Source organism: Moraxella sp. CTOTU48717 (genome assembly GCF_032057165.1).
Taxonomy (GTDB): domain Bacteria; phylum Pseudomonadota; class Gammaproteobacteria; order Pseudomonadales; family Moraxellaceae; genus Faucicola; species Faucicola tetraodonis.
On record NZ_DAMBBC010000012.1, the window covers coordinates 1 to 16043 of the forward strand.

11 protein-coding genes and 4 tRNA genes are annotated in these 16043 nt (G+C 44.9%); 5 read left to right on the forward strand and 10 right to left on the reverse strand.

What is annotated here, in order from left to right; translation table 11 throughout:
* Window positions 1-149: 149 nt before the first annotated feature.
* Window positions 150-225 (reverse strand) — tRNA-Arg (locus RT084_RS08205).
* 290 nt (window positions 226-515) lie between these two features.
* Between RT084_RS08205 and RT084_RS08210 the strand changes: the two genes are divergently transcribed.
* The 5 genes from RT084_RS08210 to nagZ all read left to right on the forward strand — a co-directional run bounded on the left by RT084_RS08210 (window position 516) and on the right by nagZ (window position 5050).
* Window positions 516-1109 carry a c-type cytochrome gene (locus RT084_RS08210; RefSeq protein WP_007116371.1) on the forward strand — a complete coding sequence of 198 codons (594 nt, stop codon included), beginning with the start codon at window positions 516-518 and terminating at the stop codon, window positions 1107-1109.
* Between the two features lie 149 nt (window positions 1110-1258).
* Window positions 1259-2218, forward strand: a complete 960-nt coding sequence (locus tag RT084_RS08215; protein ID WP_313099105.1) for an ABC transporter ATP-binding protein — start codon at window positions 1259-1261, stop codon at window positions 2216-2218.
* Between the two features lies 1 nt (window position 2219).
* On the forward strand, window positions 2220-2993 hold the full coding sequence (locus RT084_RS08220) for an ABC transporter permease (RefSeq protein WP_312535864.1): 774 nt from the start codon (window positions 2220-2222) through the stop codon (window positions 2991-2993).
* Between the two features lie 29 nt (window positions 2994-3022).
* Window positions 3023-3874: an NADPH-dependent 7-cyano-7-deazaguanine reductase QueF gene (gene queF / locus RT084_RS08225; protein WP_313099109.1), complete on the forward strand. Its 852-nt coding sequence runs from the start codon at window positions 3023-3025 to the stop codon at window positions 3872-3874.
* Window positions 3875-4009: 135 nt separating this feature from the next.
* On the forward strand, window positions 4010-5050 hold the full coding sequence (gene nagZ / locus RT084_RS08230) for a beta-N-acetylhexosaminidase (protein WP_313099113.1): 1041 nt from the start codon (window positions 4010-4012) through the stop codon (window positions 5048-5050).
* 145 nt (window positions 5051-5195) lie between these two features.
* Here the strand turns inward: nagZ and RT084_RS08235 are convergent, their stop codons facing one another.
* The 9 genes from RT084_RS08235 to gltB all read right to left on the reverse strand — a co-directional run bounded on the left by RT084_RS08235 (window position 5196) and on the right by gltB (window position 16038).
* Entirely contained in the window at window positions 5196-5738 is a 543-nt protein-coding gene (locus RT084_RS08235; protein WP_313099117.1) for a hypothetical protein, read from the reverse strand.
* A gap of 273 nt (window positions 5739-6011) precedes the next feature.
* Window positions 6012-6087: transfer RNA gene (locus RT084_RS08240), tRNA-His, on the reverse strand.
* 31 nt (window positions 6088-6118) lie between these two features.
* Window positions 6119-6192: transfer RNA gene (locus RT084_RS08245), tRNA-Arg, on the reverse strand.
* Window positions 6193-6254: 62 nt separating this feature from the next.
* Window positions 6255-6331, reverse strand: a tRNA-Pro gene (locus RT084_RS08250).
* A 153-nt stretch (window positions 6332-6484) separates the two neighbouring features.
* On the reverse strand, window positions 6485-7621 hold the full coding sequence (nadA, locus tag RT084_RS08255) for a quinolinate synthase NadA (protein WP_313099122.1): 1137 nt from the start codon (window positions 7619-7621) through the stop codon (window positions 6485-6487).
* A gap of 187 nt (window positions 7622-7808) precedes the next feature.
* Window positions 7809-9251: a lipopolysaccharide biosynthesis protein gene (locus RT084_RS08260; protein ID WP_312385763.1), complete on the reverse strand. Its 1443-nt coding sequence runs from the start codon at window positions 9249-9251 to the stop codon at window positions 7809-7811.
* Window positions 9252-9294: 43 nt separating this feature from the next.
* On the reverse strand, window positions 9295-9834 hold the full coding sequence (locus tag RT084_RS08265) for a tyrosine-protein phosphatase (protein WP_065253758.1): 540 nt from the start codon (window positions 9832-9834) through the stop codon (window positions 9295-9297).
* A 148-nt stretch (window positions 9835-9982) separates the two neighbouring features.
* The gene (locus RT084_RS08270; protein WP_160002369.1) at window positions 9983-11404 is read right to left on the reverse strand and encodes an FAD-dependent oxidoreductase; all 1422 of its coding nucleotides are present in this window, start codon (window positions 11402-11404) and stop codon (window positions 9983-9985) included.
* A gap of 164 nt (window positions 11405-11568) precedes the next feature.
* Window positions 11569-16038, reverse strand: a complete 4470-nt coding sequence (gene gltB / locus RT084_RS08275; protein WP_313099131.1) for a glutamate synthase large subunit — start codon at window positions 16036-16038, stop codon at window positions 11569-11571.
* Window positions 16039-16043 lie beyond the last annotated feature (5 nt).

Genomic DNA, 16043 nt, shown 5'->3' on the forward strand with positions numbered 1-16043 from the left:
AAGTTCATGCCTTCTTTGTTTCAACCCCGCTTAAAAGTGTTGAGAGTGGGGTTAATTTAATAAATTGCAGATATTGTACACTGATATGTACATTAAATAAAATCAATTGAATATAAATACTATTAAATCAAATACTTATATAGTGAAAATGGTGCGCTCGGCGGGACTCGAACCCACGCCACAGGCTTCGGAGACCTGTACTCTATCCAGTTGAGCTACGAACGCTTTGATTGGGATTGAAAAAAAGCAGTGGGCTATTTTAGCAAACTTTTCGTACAATAAGCAAATCATCAAAATTACTGCTAAAAACTGCTCGGCAAAGTTGATAGCACACATCAAATAAGCATAGCTTTTTCAGATAATTTTCCCTTATAATAGTATGGAAAATAAATCTGTGTAACATTTATCGCATCAATATTGCATCAACGGATACAATCGAGCAATCTAATGGCTCATATTGTCCGTTTTAAAAGTATTACGATAATTTAATTCACCTGTTTGAGAGAACGTGACGAATGAAAAAAGTAGTGATGTTATCAGCGGTTACTATGCTAAGTCTTGCGGGTATCGCTGTCAGCCAAGCTGAGGATAAAGCCAGTGCCCCTGCAGCGGCATCAGCTACCGCTAGCGCTTCAAGTACCGCGACAGCCTCAAGTACTGCAACTGCTTCAGCCCCTGCATCCTCTGCCGCTCCCGCAAAAAAGGAAGCAGAAAAAGCACCTGAAGACCCACCTCAAGTTGCAAAATTGGTTGCATTATACCCAAATCTAATCGCACGTATTGCCCCACAAGGTAAAGTTTGTTTTGAAGGTAAAGAGTGTGATATCACTATTGCCGCTGCATTGGGTGCCGCTGATCCAGATAAACCACGTGAAGGCAAAGTAATTTATGAAGGTGTGTGCCATACTTGTCATACTGCAGGTCTGTTAGGTGCACCAAAATTTGGTGATAAAGGCGCTTGGGGTCCCCGTATCGCTAAAGGTACCGCTACCCTTCACCAACACGCGCTACAAGGCTTTAATGCCATGCCAGCTAAAGGCGGTAACGCTGATTTGCTAGATGTGGAAGTGACCAATGCGGTTGATTATATGGTGTCTCAATCCAAATAATCATTTTTAGCCCAGATGAAGCCTATCAACTGATAGGCTTTTTTAATTGTATCATTGATATAATTTAACTTAACTTAGTGCATTCAAATCTTTAAACTGTCCAACCCATCCCCATTAAGGTCTCACCTTTAACCAGAACCTGCATTGCTATGGCAAATTTTGACACTACCATCCCTGCTCTAAAAATCTCCCAGCTTACCAAAACCTACCCAAATGGTTTTGCTGCACTCAAAGGCATTGATTTGACCGTACCCCAAGGTGGATTTTTTGCCCTACTTGGTCCCAATGGTGCGGGTAAATCCACCACCATTGGTATTATCAGCTCGCTATTTAAACCCAGCTCAGGCTCGGTAGAAATTTTTGGGGTAGATTTGCTTAAACAGCCTGCCAAAGCCAAGCAGTTCTTAGGCGTGGTGCCGCAAGAATTTAACTTTATGCAGTTTGAAAAAATCGAAGATATTTTGATTGCCCAAGCAGGTTATTTTGGTATACCTACCAAGGAATCTCGCCCGCGTGCCGAAAAACTGCTTAAAGCATTGGGTCTTTGGGAAAAACGCGATGACAAAGCGCGTATGCTCTCTGGCGGCATGAAACGCCGTTTGATGATTGCGCGTGCTTTAATGCATCGTCCCAAACTGCTGATTTTGGATGAGCCGACTGCAGGGGTGGATATTGAACTGCGCCGCTCGATGTGGGATTTTATGCAGCAAATTAACACGGAAGAAGGTACGACCATTATTTTAACCACCCATTATTTAGAAGAAGCTGAGCAGCTGTGTAAAAACATTGCTATCCTTGACCAGGGTGAAATTCGTATCAATACCGATATGAAAAGTTTGCTTACCAGCCTTGATGTGGAAAGCTTTGTGTTTGATTTGGCGCAACCTTATCCCGCACGCATTGCGTTAACCAATGTGGTAAAAACCAAGCAGCCAGACCCGTTGACCCTTGAAGTCACACTCAAAAAAGGCGAGAGTTTAAATGACGTCTTTGCCCAGTTAAATGCTCAAAATATTCAGGTAGCGAGTATGCGTAACAAAGCCAATCGCCTTGAAGAGTTGTTTTTGGGGATTGTTGAAAATAATTTGACTGAAAAATTGGAGAATTAACATGGATTTTCAGCGCCAGTTGGTTGCATTTAACACCTTGTTAGTCAAAGAAATCCGCCGAATTCTTCGCATTTGGCCGCAGACGCTGTTGCCCCCTGCCATCACCATGAGTTTGTATTTTATCATCTTTGGTAAAATGATTGGCGCTCGGGTTGGCGATATGGGCGGTGTCTCCTACATGCAGTTTATCGTGCCTGGCTTGATTATGATGTCGGTGATTACCAATAGCTACTCCAATGTGGTATCGAGTTTTTTTGCCACCAAGTTTCATGGTAATATCGAAGAGATGCTGGTCAGTCCGATTTCTAAACATACCATTTTACTGGGTTTTATCGCGGGCGGTTTGTTTCGGGGATTGACCATTGGCGCGATTGTGACGGTGCTCGCGTTGTTTTTTACTCAGTTATCACTGGTGCATGCATTTGTCACGATTTTTACTGTGGTGATGACCTCAGCATTATTTTCGCTGGGCGGTATGATTAATGCGGTATTTGCCCGCTCGTTTGATGATATTTCCATCGTACCCAGTTTTGTGTTGACACCTTTGACATATTTGGGCGGTGTGTTTTATTCACTTAAAGATTTATCAGGATTTTGGCAAAACATATCGCTACTCAACCCCATTGTTTATATGGTCAATGCTTTTCGCTATGGTATTTTGGGTCATTCAGATGTCAATGTATGGTCATCTTTGGTGGCGATTGGGATTTTTACCGCGATATTTTATGGCATTGCGTATTATCTTTTAGCAGATGGCTCACGCGTTCGTTTATAACTTAGATAACTTAGTTAAATTAAAAAAATATGAAACCACTTGAAACTCACGGTATTTTGGGTCAATCCACCAGCTATCCAAAAACCTACGCCCCCGATATGCTCTACCCCATTCCTCGCGCATTAGGACGAGCAAACCTAGCGCTGCCTGCTGACGCCTTAAGTATTGGCATGGACTGGTGGCAGGTTTTTGAGATGTCTTGGCTGAATTCGCAAGGCATTTCACAGGTGGCAATGGCGCGCCTTGCCATCCCTGCCACATCGGACTATATTGTCGAATCAAAATCGCTCAAACTGTATTTTAATAGCCTAAATTTCACTGAATTTGACAATCAACAAGCTGTTAAAGCAGCGGTGGAAAAAGACTTATCGGCTTGTCTAAAAACCGATGTGACGCTTGAGATTTTTGAAGTAAACATCGCAAATAGCTTACCCATCAGCGCGCCACAGGGTGACTGCATTGATAACGCGTTGGATAGTAGCGATAAAAAAATCGCCATTGTCAGTGATGTCGATCCTTCAAGTTTGACCGTTGCCCATCAAGGCGCCTCTGATAGCCAGTTACAAATCTTGCATTCGCATCTGCTGCGTTCAAACTGCCCTGTCACCAATCAGCCAGATTGGGGAACACTGGAGATTCAGATAGATAGCCAACAAATTGACTGCGCAGGACTGCTTGAGTATATTTTGAGCTTTCGTCAGCATAATGGCTTTCATGAACAATGCGTGGAGCAGATTTTTAGTGATTTAACCCAAGCCTTTGCGCCAAAAACGCTCATGGTACGCGCATGGTACACACGCCGTGGCGGGATTGATATCAATCCTTGTCGGGTGAGTGATGTCAGTTTGTTGCCGTCACCATCACGGCTTAACCGTCAGTAATATTCGCTAATAATAATCGCCAGTAAGCTAGTCGCATTTTTATCAAAAAAAGCGTATGCTATGTTTTTTCACAATTTTTCTGCCGCCAACTATATCTAACCGTTGGCGGCAAGCAATACCCAGAAGGATTACCGCATGCAAGCAGTCGGTCAACTCATGCTCGATATTGAAGGCACAGCGCTTAGCCTAGCAGATAAAGCACTGCTAAGCCAACCGGAAGTTGGCGGCGTGATTTTGTTTGGGCGCAATGTAGAAAGCCCTGAGCAAGTACGCGAACTGACCGATAGTATGCGTGCCATCAAGCCCAATATTTTAATTGCCGTTGACCAAGAAGGTGGACGTGTCGCTCGCTTGCGCGCGGGTTTTTCGCCGCTACCTGCGATGGGTAAACTCGGTGAAAGGTTTGAGCATGACCCTATCACTGCGCTTGATCTTGCTTATTGTGCGGGCTATTTGATGGCAAGCGAAGTCCTAGCAGTTGGGATTGATTTTAGTTTTGCGCCTGTACTTGATATCAATGGGGTTAGCCGCGTGATTGGTGATCGCGCGTTTCACGCCCATCCGATTGCAATCACCGCCTTATCTGCTGAATTTATGCGCGGCATGAAGCTTGCAGGAATGGCAACCACGGGCAAGCATTTTCCCGGTCACGGCTCAGTTGCACCGGATTCTCATGTGGATGATGCCACCGATGAGCGCAGTTATGATGAGATTCGCCAATACGATATGCAGCCATTTATTCGCAACAAGCCGCTACTTGATGCGCTCATGCCCGCTCATGTGGTATTTAGCACAGTTGATAACAAACCTGCAGGGTTTTCATCGATTTGGCTGCAGCAAATTATCCGTGGCAAGCTAGGTTTTAATGGGGTATTGTTCTCCGATGACCTGTCGATGAAAGCGGCACATGTTGCAGGTGATGCAGGTGACCGTATTGCGGCTGCCTTAACGGCAGGCTGCGATATGGGATTATTGTGTAATGACCGCCCTGCTGCCTTAGTTGCACTTGAGCGTTTGCAAAAACAGCCGACACTGCTTAATACCACCAGCCAACATCGGTTATCTACCATGAAAGGCAATATCAAAGGCTGGCGGGGCTCGCTGGCCGACTCAGCCAAAGACTGGTCACACTGGCAAAGCAGTCAGCGTAAGGTGCTAGAAAATTTCTTTGCATGACTTTTCTTGAAACAAGAAAATTTAAAACGAGCAACTTTAAAAAAAAATTCGAAAAAAAGCAACTTTAAAAAAAAGCAACGCAGTAACGTTGCTTTTTTTATGGCTACTTTCTTGTCGCTAATTTTTATAGCTACTTTTTGTTTCCTCAATTGACATAGCGTAATTGACCTATCATTTTTTGCAAATGCTCACTACTTAATTGACTCCAGATGTTATAAAAACAGCCATTGTCCAGCACTAGGTAAGCCAGCATTTTACCCTGTGGGTTATTGCCCTCTCGCCCAAGCGTCACATAACTGCCATCGGCATAGTTTTTATGATAGGCCCAGCCCCCATACAAGTCACGCTTAGACGTCATACCGGCATTGGCTACGCCGTAAGCATTGCGCAAAGGCTTGCCCTTATAGTTCTTCAAATCATATGCCACCGCAAAGCCACCTGAAAAATTGGCAGCGCGTGATTGTGCAGTTTTAACATTGACTGAGGAATGATTAGCAATGGCTAAAATTGGGCAATATTTATAATCAGATTGTCGCCATTGCTGGTGGTAAATTGGGCTAACTTGATTACTTTTGAGTGATGCATGCGATTGCCAAGGGGATTTTGGCAGCCTAGTAGCCGCTTGGGCAGTATTGACAACTATGCAGCCACTTATCGCAACACTGGTCATAGCAAGTTGATAAAACATCGTTGTACTTCGTATCATATTCAGGGTCTCACGCCATTTTATTTGAGGTTTTCCATCAGGTAAAGTTACGCTATTGGCAATTTACCTTTACGAGCTTATCTTCTAGTACACTATATGACCCTAGTATATAAAATAGATAATAATTCATCCTAAAAAAGTGTAGCACAACCATTGTTTTTTATAACAAATTTGCAAACGTGATAAATAGATAAGGGAAAAGACAAGGCATAAAAAAAGCCCCTAATTCAATGAATTAGGGGCTTTTTTAAAATATGGGGCGAATGATGGGACTCGAACCCACGACAACCGAGATCACAACCCGGGGCTCTACCAACTGAGCTACATCCGCCATAAGGTAGGTTTTACAGACTAGCAAAATGCGCGCCTGACAGGATTCGAACCTGTGACCACCCACTTAGAAGGCGGGTGCTCTATCCAACTGAGCTACAGGCGCATAAAAAAAGCCTGCTCGGCTCTTGATTCATCTTTTCAACTTGGGTAAGTTTAAAGAATGAATGGTCGGAGTGAAAGGATTCGAACCTTCGACCCCCTGGTCCCAAACCAGGTGCACTACCAAGCTGTGCTACACTCCGATTGCCTAACTAGGCTTTAATTGTTACTTCAAAACCTTAGCAATGGTAAGCTTAAAGGCTATCATCGCTAAGTGGTGCGTATATTAAAGCAAGTTAGTTAGGCTGTCAACGACTTTTTTCAATATTTTAAAAACAGACGATGGTTGTTAATGCCTATCTTTTGAGCGTGGCACCAAACGCCAACATTCGATCTAGGGGTTTTTTAGCTTGTTCGATTAGCTGCGCATCAACAAAAATCTCGTGCGGTACGGCGTCAGGCGTGCCTACTTTCTCCAGTGCATGGATGATTTGGTCTAAATCACTCATCGCCATCCACGGGCAGTGCGCACATGAACGACAGGTTGCACCTTCCCCACGCGTCGGCGCTTCGATAAACACCTTATCTGGCGCTGCTTGCTGCATTTTATAAAAAATACCGCGATCCGTCGCGACGATGAACATCTTGTGCGGTAGGGTTTGCGCCGCTTTAATCAGCTGACTGGTGCTACCCACAGCATCTGCCATCTGGGTCATCTCAATCGGTGATTCTGGGTGCACTAGCACCGCCGCATCGGGGTACATCTCTTTCATGGTTTTTAGGCTGCGGCTACGGAACTCTTCATGCACGATACAAGCGCCATCCCACAGTAGCATATCTGCGCCCACTTTTTGCTGGATATAACGCCCCAAATGCTGGTCAGGTGCCCAAATGATTTTTTCACCTTGGGTGTCTAGATGGTCAATGAGCTCAACCGCGATACTCGATGTCACCACCCAATCTGCCCGCGCTTTAACAGCCGCTGAGGTGTTGGCATACACGACCACAGTACGGTCAGGATGCTGGTCACAAAACGCGCTAAAATCTTCAATCGGACAACCCAAATCTAGTGAGCAAGTGGCTTCTAGCGTTGGCATTAATACCGTTTTTGCAGGACTTAGGATTTTAGCGGTCTCACCCATGAATTTGACGCCTGCAACAATCAGCACATCGGCATCACTATCACGCCCAAACCGCGCCATCTCTAAACTATCCGATACGATACCGCCTGTGGCTTCGGCAATTGCTTGGATTTTTGGGTCGGTGTAATAGTGAGCAATTAACGTGGCATTATGCTGTTCTAACAAATCGGCAATGCGCTGTTTTTTTTCTGCAAATTCGGCATCATCAATCTCAATATCTTGGGGTATACCGAGCTTATCGAGATGTTGTTTAACAATATCTTTGGCAGACACTGCTATCAGTTGCTCATTATTCGCTAATAGAGGATTGGATGGCTGGGTAGTTGCTTGCGGTGTACTTGATTGTTGCATGAAAAACTCCTTCTCATGAGATGACTTACCCATGTCTATCACAGGTAAGTAGCAATTCATTGATTCTCCTGCTGTTACTATAGCAAACTTTTTTGCGCAAGGTGAATCAATTGCGACTAGTAACTGATATAAGGGTAATTTGGCTAAATTAAATACTGGGACCCATTAAAATATTATTGAGCCTCAATCATGACGCTTTTGCCTTTACCAAACCTTTTAACAGCGCGCGCTCGCTATAGCCGATTAAGCCAATATAGACCAGTAATAAGGTATTGGATAACCAAAAATTCATTTGAAAAGCACTGACGATTATCACACTAAACAGCATTAGCGTACCCAAAAAGAAAACGATTTTTTTGGTTTGGTAAGGTATTGGATAAAAATGCTGTCCAAGCGCGTACGATACTATCATCATGAGGAAATAAACAAAAAGCGTCACCCACGCCGACACCATAAAGCCGTATTGTTTTAAAAACAGCATATGGAGCAAAATAGTCAATCCTGCCCCAAGCCACGAGATGGCTGAGCCAATCCCAGTACGGTCAGTTACCTTATACCAAGTTGATAGGTTGTAATAAATCCCAAAACATAGGTTTGCAATGACGATAATCGGTACGATATTAATCGCTGTCCAATAACTGGGGTCGGTGATAAATAACCGTTTAAGCCATGAAATATTGGCAATAATCCCAAGCGCCACCACCGATGCAAATAAAGCAAAATACTCCGTCATCATGGCATACGTATGTTTGGCATTGGCGTGGTGCATTTGTTTAAATAAAAACGGCTCAATCCCCATCCGATAGGCGGTCACAAACAAAGTCATTAACACCGCCAATTTATAGCAGCCGCCGTATGCCCCCGCATCGCCTTTATCAATCATATAATATTGGATGATTTTATCGAAGTTTTCATTCACCATAAACGCCAACCCTGCCAGCATGACCGGATAAGAATAACGAATCATACGTTTGAACAAGGCTTTATCAAAATGTAAGCGTACTTTTTTAATAATCGGGAACAGCATCATAAAAGTGGCGAGACTGGCAACTAAATTGGCAAAGAACGGATACGCCACTTGCTCGGTCAAGCCGAAACTTTTGGCAGCATCAATAGGCACAAAGCGAAACAGCGCAATAACCACCACAGTCTGTATCAAAATCGACACTACCCGCACCACCGAATACTTCACAGGCTGGTTGTGATAACGTAGCCAAGCAAACGGAATGGTACAAATTGCATCAAAAAACGCAATCCAAGCAAACCAACGCAAAAATTCAGGATGATTGCCATAATCCATCAGGATTGATAGCGGATTGCTAAAGAGCAACACCATGACCAAAAAACTGCCTGCCAACATGGCAATAAACCAAAACGCCGTGCTAAACACATTTTTTTCGGCGGCGCCTGTTTTATCTTCTCCTGAAAAGCGAAAATAAGATGTTTCAAAACCAAAAGTGAGCACAATATTGATAAAAGCAATCCAAGCATATAGGCTGGTAAAGATAGCAAAGGCTTCTTTATCAATGTAATTGATATACAACGGATTGAGTAAAAAGGTAATGACACGGGGTAAAATCGCACCGATACCATAGATAATGGTTTCACCTAACAGTCGTTTGATATTCACAGGCTATCCAAAGTTAATGTCGCTTGATGGGTTTTAAGGTTGGCTAATAATAAGGCTTTTGGCGTTGTAGCGCTAACAAAGCGTGTTGCACTTCTTGCACTTTTTTCTCGGTCAATAAATTGCTGATATTAATCCAAATCCAGTGAAAGCCATACCCGCCGTCCTGCATTTCAATTTTGGCATGCTCAATCGTCCAGTTTTGTACCAAAATGCGATACATAGCAACGGTAATACCCGTGCGATCTGAGCCGTGATAACAATGCACGAGCACCTTGTCGCCACGCGCTTGGTGCCACAAAATATCATACAAAATTTCAGCAAGTTGCTGCGGCTTAATCGCCCAAGTCATCAATGGGTGATTGATAAAGGTCAGCGGTAAGTTGGCTAAATTTTCTTCGTTATCATCGCGATCAAAAAATCGTAAATTGATAAGCGTATTGATGCCGTATTGCTGGATAATACCGATATCATCGGGCGTTAGCTGCTCACTACGAAACAGCTGCTCATCGATTTGATAAAGATTGGCATGTTGACACCGTAATTTTGCCCAAGTAGCGGGACGAAAATGCTGCGTAAATGGCATGTCATTGACCTAGTGGTATGATGAATTTATGCGACATAATAGCTTAAAGTGGACAAAAACGCACCGAAATTTACCTGTAAAAAAACCCAATCGATATTGGGTTTTTTGACGTAATTAACAGCAATTGTTAGCTAAAGAAGTTTCACGCTTAAACATCCAAGTAATCTAGGATACCTTTAGCGGCCTCACGACCTTCCCAAATCGCGGTTACCACCAAGTCTGAACCCCGCACCATATCGCCACCTGCGAAGATTTTTGGATTCTTAGTTTGGTACTTATAAGTTTGTAACTCAGGTGCAATCACCCGTCCACTATTATCCATCTCGATGCCTTGGGTGGTAAACCACTCAGCTGGGCTAGTACGGAAACCAAATGCCATAATCACCGCATCGGCTGGCAAGATTTCTTCTGAATTGGGAATAGGCTCTGGGCTACGGCGACCACGGTTGTCGGGTTCGCCAAGTTTAGTAGTCACTACTTTAACACCGGTTACTTTACCATTTAAACCGATAATTTCAATCGGCTGACGGTTAAATAAAAACTGTACGCCTTCTTCACGCGCATTACGCACTTCACGGCGTGAGCCTGGCATATTCTCTTCATCACGGCGGTAGGCACAAGTCACAGAAGTTGCACCTTGGCGGATACTGGTACGGTTACAGTCCATCGCGGTATCACCACCGCCAAGGACGACCACTTTTTTACCTTGTAGGTCGATGTACTCTTGTGGGTTCGTTTCCCAACCTTGGCAGCGGTTGACGTTTGCGATTAAAAAATCTAACGCATCATACACGCCAGATAGCTCTTCACCGGCATAACCGCCACGCATATAGGTATAGGTACCCATACCCATAAACACCGCGTCATACTCACTGAGTAACTCATCAATGGTGACATCTTTACCAATCTCGGTATTTAAACGAAATTCAATGCCCATGCTTTCGAACACTTCGCGACGACGACGCATGACATTTTTTTCCATCTTAAATTCTGGAATACCAAAGGTCAGTAGTCCGCCAATTTCAGGGCGTTTGTCAAATACCACAGGTTTGACGCCATGACGTACCAATATGTCAGCACAGCCAAGACCGGCAGGACCTGCGCCAATCACCGCAACTTTTTTATCCGTCCAAGTCACACCACTCATATCTGGACGCCAGCCTAGCGCAAACGCAGTATCGGTGATGTATTTTTCCACGTTACCAATGGTGACCGCCCCAAAGCCATCATTGAGGGTACAAGCCCCTTCACACAGACGGTCTTGTGGACATACTCGCCCACAGACTTCTGGCAACGTGTTAGTTTGGTGACATAAATCTGCCGCTTGGAAAATATGACCTTCGGCAGCCAGTTTTAGCCAGTTTGGAATATAGTTGTGAACGGGACATTTCCATTCACAGTAAGGGTTACCACATTCAAGACAGCGGTGCGCTTGCTCAGTCACCTGGTCTTGCTCGAATGGATAGTAAATCTCAACAAACTCGTGAGTACGGGTATTAATGTCTTTTTTTGAAGGATCGACACGTGCGACGTCTAAAAACTGAAAATCGTTGTGTAATCGTTTTGCCATGCCCCAATGCTCCTAAAGCAATGCTCCTAAGTGAGTGGTATCCAGCGATTCACTGTATACCGACCTGCTTGACAGCGAACTTTTAAAATTTAAGTTAAAGGTAGAGCGCTGGTCACGCGCTACCTTTAGCAATCCAATATCATCAAATTATGCGACACAATCGCTTATTGTGGGTCTGCCATGGTCGTTTTTAGTAGCGAAGTAATGTTCGCGGCTTTTGGTTTGACCAAATAGAACTTACGAACATAATGCTCAAAGTCGTCAAGGATGGTTTGACCCCATTGGCTACCTGTTTTTGCTACGTGAGTTTTGATAATCGACATCAAGTTGATACGGTGATTTTCTGTTTGCTCACTTGAAATACGATGCATATCGATAAGCTCATGGTTACAACGGTCAAAGAAATCGCCATCTAAATCAAGTACGTAAGCAAAACCGCCTGTCATACCAGCACCGAAGTTTAGCCCTGTTTTACCCAACACTGTCACTACACCGCCCGTCATGTATTCACAGCAGTGGTCACCGGTACCTTCAACCACCGCAAAACAACCTGAATTACGCACCGCAAAACGTTCACCTGCAGTACCTGCTGCATATAGATGACCACTTGTGGCACCATACAAACAGGTGTTACCGATGATAGCGGTTTGCTGGCTAGCAAACGTCGAGCCTTTTGGTGGGTAAATCACGATTTCACCCCCTGCCATGCCTTTACCTACGTAGTCGTTGGCATCCCCCTCAAGCTTAATGTTTAAACCGCCTGCATTCCACACACCTAAACTTTGACCCGCGGTGCCGGTTAAGTGCAAGTTGATTGGCGCGCTTGCCATACCATTGTTGCCATGCAGCGCAGCAATCTCCCCTGAGATACGCGCACCGATAGAACGGTCACAGTTGCCGATACGATAGCTAAAGTCACCGCCTTTGGCTGATTTGATGGTATCCATCATATCGATAACCATTTGTTCAGCGAGCAAGCCTTTGTCAAATGGCTCATTGCGCTCAACTTGGCAGGTTTGTGGTTTGCCATCGCCTTTGCTATGGGTAAATAATAGCGGCGCTAGGTTCAAGTGTTGTTGCTTGTTGGTGCTGCCTGACATGACTGATAGTAAGTCGGTGCGACCCACAAGCTCTTCCATTGAACGCACGCCCAATGCGGCCAACCATTCACGGGTTTCTTGTGCCACAAATCTAAAGAAATTAATCAGCATTTCGGCTTCACCGATGAAATGCTCATCGCGCAGTTCTGATTTTTGCGTTGCCACGCCCGTTGGGCAGTTGTTTAGGTGACAGATACGCAGGTATTTACAGCCCACGGCAATCATTGGCGTGGTACCAAAACCAAAACTTTCTGCTCCCAGTATTGCTGCTTTGACTACGTCTAAACCCGTTTTTAGACCACCATCTGTTTGCACGCGTACTTTATGACGTAACCCATTGACACGAAGCGATTGATGCGCTTCAGATAAACCTAGCTCCCAAGGCGAGCCTGCATAGTGAATTGACGACAAAGGAGATGCTGCGGTACCACCATCATACCCTGAAATGGTAATCAAATCGGCATACGCTTTTGCCACACCCGTTGCAATAGTGCCTACACCTGGGCGCGACACCAGTTTGACTGACACAAGCGCGTTTGGATTGACTTGTTTTAAGTCAAAAATTAGCTGCGCCAAGTCTTCAATCGAATAAATATCATGATGCGGTGGCGGTGAAATCAAGGTCACACCTGGCACTGAGTAACGCAAACGCGCAATTAAGCTATTTACTTTACCACCGGGTAACTGACCGCCTTCACCGGGTTTTGCCCCCTGCGCGATTTTAATCTGCATCACTTCTGCAGAACGCAAGTAAGCCGGCGTAACCCCGAAACGACCTGAGGCGACTTGTTTGATTTTTGAGTTACGAATCGTGCCATAACGCGTGGGATCTTCACCGCCCTCACCCGAGTTTGAACGTCCGCCAATTGTGTTCATCGCGGTTGCAATCGCCTCGTGTGCTTCTGGCGACAAGGCGCCTAATGACATACCTGCTGAGTCAAAGCGTTTTAGGATTTGTTCAATAGGCTCAACGTCATCAACACTGATGGATTTACTGGTATCTAACTGCAACAAATCACGTAACGTCGCTACGGGTCGGCTGTTGACAATCGACGCATATTCTTTGTAGTTGTCGTAGTCGCCCGTGCGTACCGCTTTATGTAGCGCTTGAATTACATCTGGGTTAAAGGCGTGGTATTCTTTATTAAAGACGAATTTTAACAAGCCGCCTTGGTCAAGCGGTACACGTTTGGTAAAGGCGTTTTTTGCCAAGATTTGTTGGTCAATCGCCAAATCGTCAAACGTGGCACCTGAGATACGGCTTTCAACCCCAGTAAAACAAAGCTCAACCACTTCTTCTGATAAACCCACGGCTTCAAACAATTGCGCGCCGCGATAAGAAGAGACAGTCGAAATACCCATTTTTGATAGGATTTTTAACAAGCCTTTATCCAAGCTTTTGCGGAAGTTGTTTTTGGCGTACAACGGGTCACCGAGCAAGTCGCCTTTATCGACCAAGTCTGCAATCACATTATAAGCCAAGTATGGATAAACCGCGGTAGCACCAAACCCTAACAAGACCGCTAATTGGTGCGAATCACGTACCAAACCTGTTTCGATGATTAAGTTGGCATCTGCGCGTAGACCCACATTAATCAAGTGATGATGCACCGCACCTGTCACCATAATGGCATTGGCAGGTACTTTACCTTTTTCGATATTGCGGTCAGATAATACAATCAATACTTTACCTGCACGTACCGCTTGGGCAGCTTGCTCACAGATGTTTCTGATGGCATCGTCTAAGGCCATTGATTCATCATAATTTAAATCAATGGTTTCAATTTCAAAACCTGGTTTTGTGACGCTGCGTAGTTGCATCATTTTGCTCGATGACAACACAGGCGATGACAACACGATACGGTTAGCGTGGTCTGGCGTGGGTTCAAAAATATTTTTTTCGCTACCCAAACAAGTTTCCAATGACATCACAATCGCTTCGCGCAAAGGATCGATTGGTGGGTTGGTAACCTGAGCAAATTGTTGCCGGAAGAAATCAGCCACGTGACGAACTTGTTTTGACAGTACCGCCATCGGGGTGTCATCCCCCATTGAACCAACGGCTTCTTGACCATTTTCGGCTGAAGGACGGATGATTTCTGTGCGTTCTTCATTGGTGATATGAAACATTTTTTGCAGTGCTAACAGATGCTCGCCTGTTTCACGTTGCTCGTAAGCTTTTTCTTCTAGCTGTTCATCATCCCGTAGACGTACCGCATTTTCCCGTAACCATAGGCGATATGGGTGAGCTTTTTTCAGCTGACGACCCACGGCTTTGGTGTCCATGATGTTACCAGTTTCGGTATCAATCACTAGCATTTGCCCCGGTCCGACGCGGCCTTTAGCAATCACGTCTTCCGGCTGATAATCCCAAGTGCCAATTTCTGAAGCCACGGTGATATAGCCATTTTTGGTCGTCACCCAACGTGATGGACGCAAACCATTGCGGTCAAGCATACAAACCGCATAGCGACCATCTTGGATGACTAGACCGGCTGGACCATCCCACGCTTCCATATGCTGTGAGTAAAACTCATAAAACGCGCGTAAATCCATGTCCATCGTGTCAACATTTTGCCATGCTGGCGGCACGAGGATAGAAAGCGCACGGAATAAATCCATGCCCCCTGACACCAGTACTTCAAGCATATTGTCTAAGCTTGATGAGTCAGAGCCCACACGGTTGACGAGTGGCTGTAATTGTTGCAGCTCTGGAATCAAATCGGTCACAAATTTTGGCGTACGAGCGACTGCCCAGTCACGGTTACCATCAATCGTGTTTAATTCACCATTGTGGGCAAGATAGCGAAAAGGCTGTGCTAATGGCCATCTTGGCAGGGTATTGGTTGAGAAACGTTGGTGGAATACCACAATGTGTGACGCCAAACGTTCGTCTTGCAAATCCAAGAAGAACGCGGGCAAATCAGCAGGCATGACCAAGCCTTTATAGATAACCACTTGTGAGGTCAATGAGGTCACATAAAATAAAGGGTCATCTTTCAGTTCGATTTCTGCTTTGCGGCGTGCAACGAATAATTTACGGTTGAACGTTGCCTCGTCCATATTGATGGGGCAATTGACTAAAATTTGTTTAAAGCCTGGGAGTGATTCACGGGCAATGTCACCCACGATACTTAAATCAACCGGCACATCACGCCAGCCAGCGACTAGCAAACCTTGTGCTTCAATCGCTTGGCTTAGTGTATCTTGGCTTTGCTGTGCTAACGCTTTGTCAAGGTTAACAAATACCGTGCCGACCGCAAAAATTTCGTTTAGGGTAAAGCCATTGTCTGAAGCGATTTTTTTAAAGAATACCTTGGGCGTCGCAATCAATAGACCACAACCATCGCCTGTCTTACCATCGGCTGCCACGCCACCGCGGTGGGTCATACAGCTTAAGCTATGAATCGCTGTTTGCACTAAGTCATGACTAGCTTCACCATGGGTATGCGCAATCAAACCAAACCCACAGTTGTCTTTGAACACATCGGGTTGGTAAAGATTATGCTGATCTGAATACTGATTTAAAGACATAAGCG

What these genes read in the sequence shown, in the direction of transcription:
- RT084_RS08210 (WP_007116371.1), top strand. Translation starts at nt 516, where the DNA reads ATGAAAAAAGTAGTGATGTTATCAGCGGTTACTATGCTAAGTCTTGCG.
- RT084_RS08215 (WP_313099105.1), top strand. Translation starts at nt 1,259, where the DNA reads ATGGCAAATTTTGACACTACCATCCCTGCTCTAAAAATCTCCCAGCTT.
- RT084_RS08220 (WP_312535864.1), top strand. Translation starts at nt 2,220, where the DNA reads ATGGATTTTCAGCGCCAGTTGGTTGCATTTAACACCTTGTTAGTCAAA.
- queF (WP_313099109.1), top strand. Translation starts at nt 3,023, where the DNA reads ATGAAACCACTTGAAACTCACGGTATTTTGGGTCAATCCACCAGCTAT.
- nagZ (WP_313099113.1), top strand. Translation starts at nt 4,010, where the DNA reads ATGCAAGCAGTCGGTCAACTCATGCTCGATATTGAAGGCACAGCGCTT.
- RT084_RS08235 (WP_313099117.1), bottom strand. Translation starts at nt 5,738, where the DNA reads ATGTTTTATCAACTTGCTATGACCAGTGTTGCGATAAGTGGCTGCATA.
- nadA (WP_313099122.1), bottom strand. Translation starts at nt 7,621, where the DNA reads ATGCAACAATCAAGTACACCGCAAGCAACTACCCAGCCATCCAATCCT.
- RT084_RS08265 (WP_065253758.1), bottom strand. Translation starts at nt 9,834, where the DNA reads ATGCCATTTACGCAGCATTTTCGTCCCGCTACTTGGGCAAAATTACGG.
- RT084_RS08270 (WP_160002369.1), bottom strand. Translation starts at nt 11,404, where the DNA reads ATGGCAAAACGATTACACAACGATTTTCAGTTTTTAGACGTCGCACGT.
- gltB (WP_313099131.1), bottom strand. Translation starts at nt 16,038, where the DNA reads ATGTCTTTAAATCAGTATTCAGATCAGCATAATCTTTACCAACCCGAT.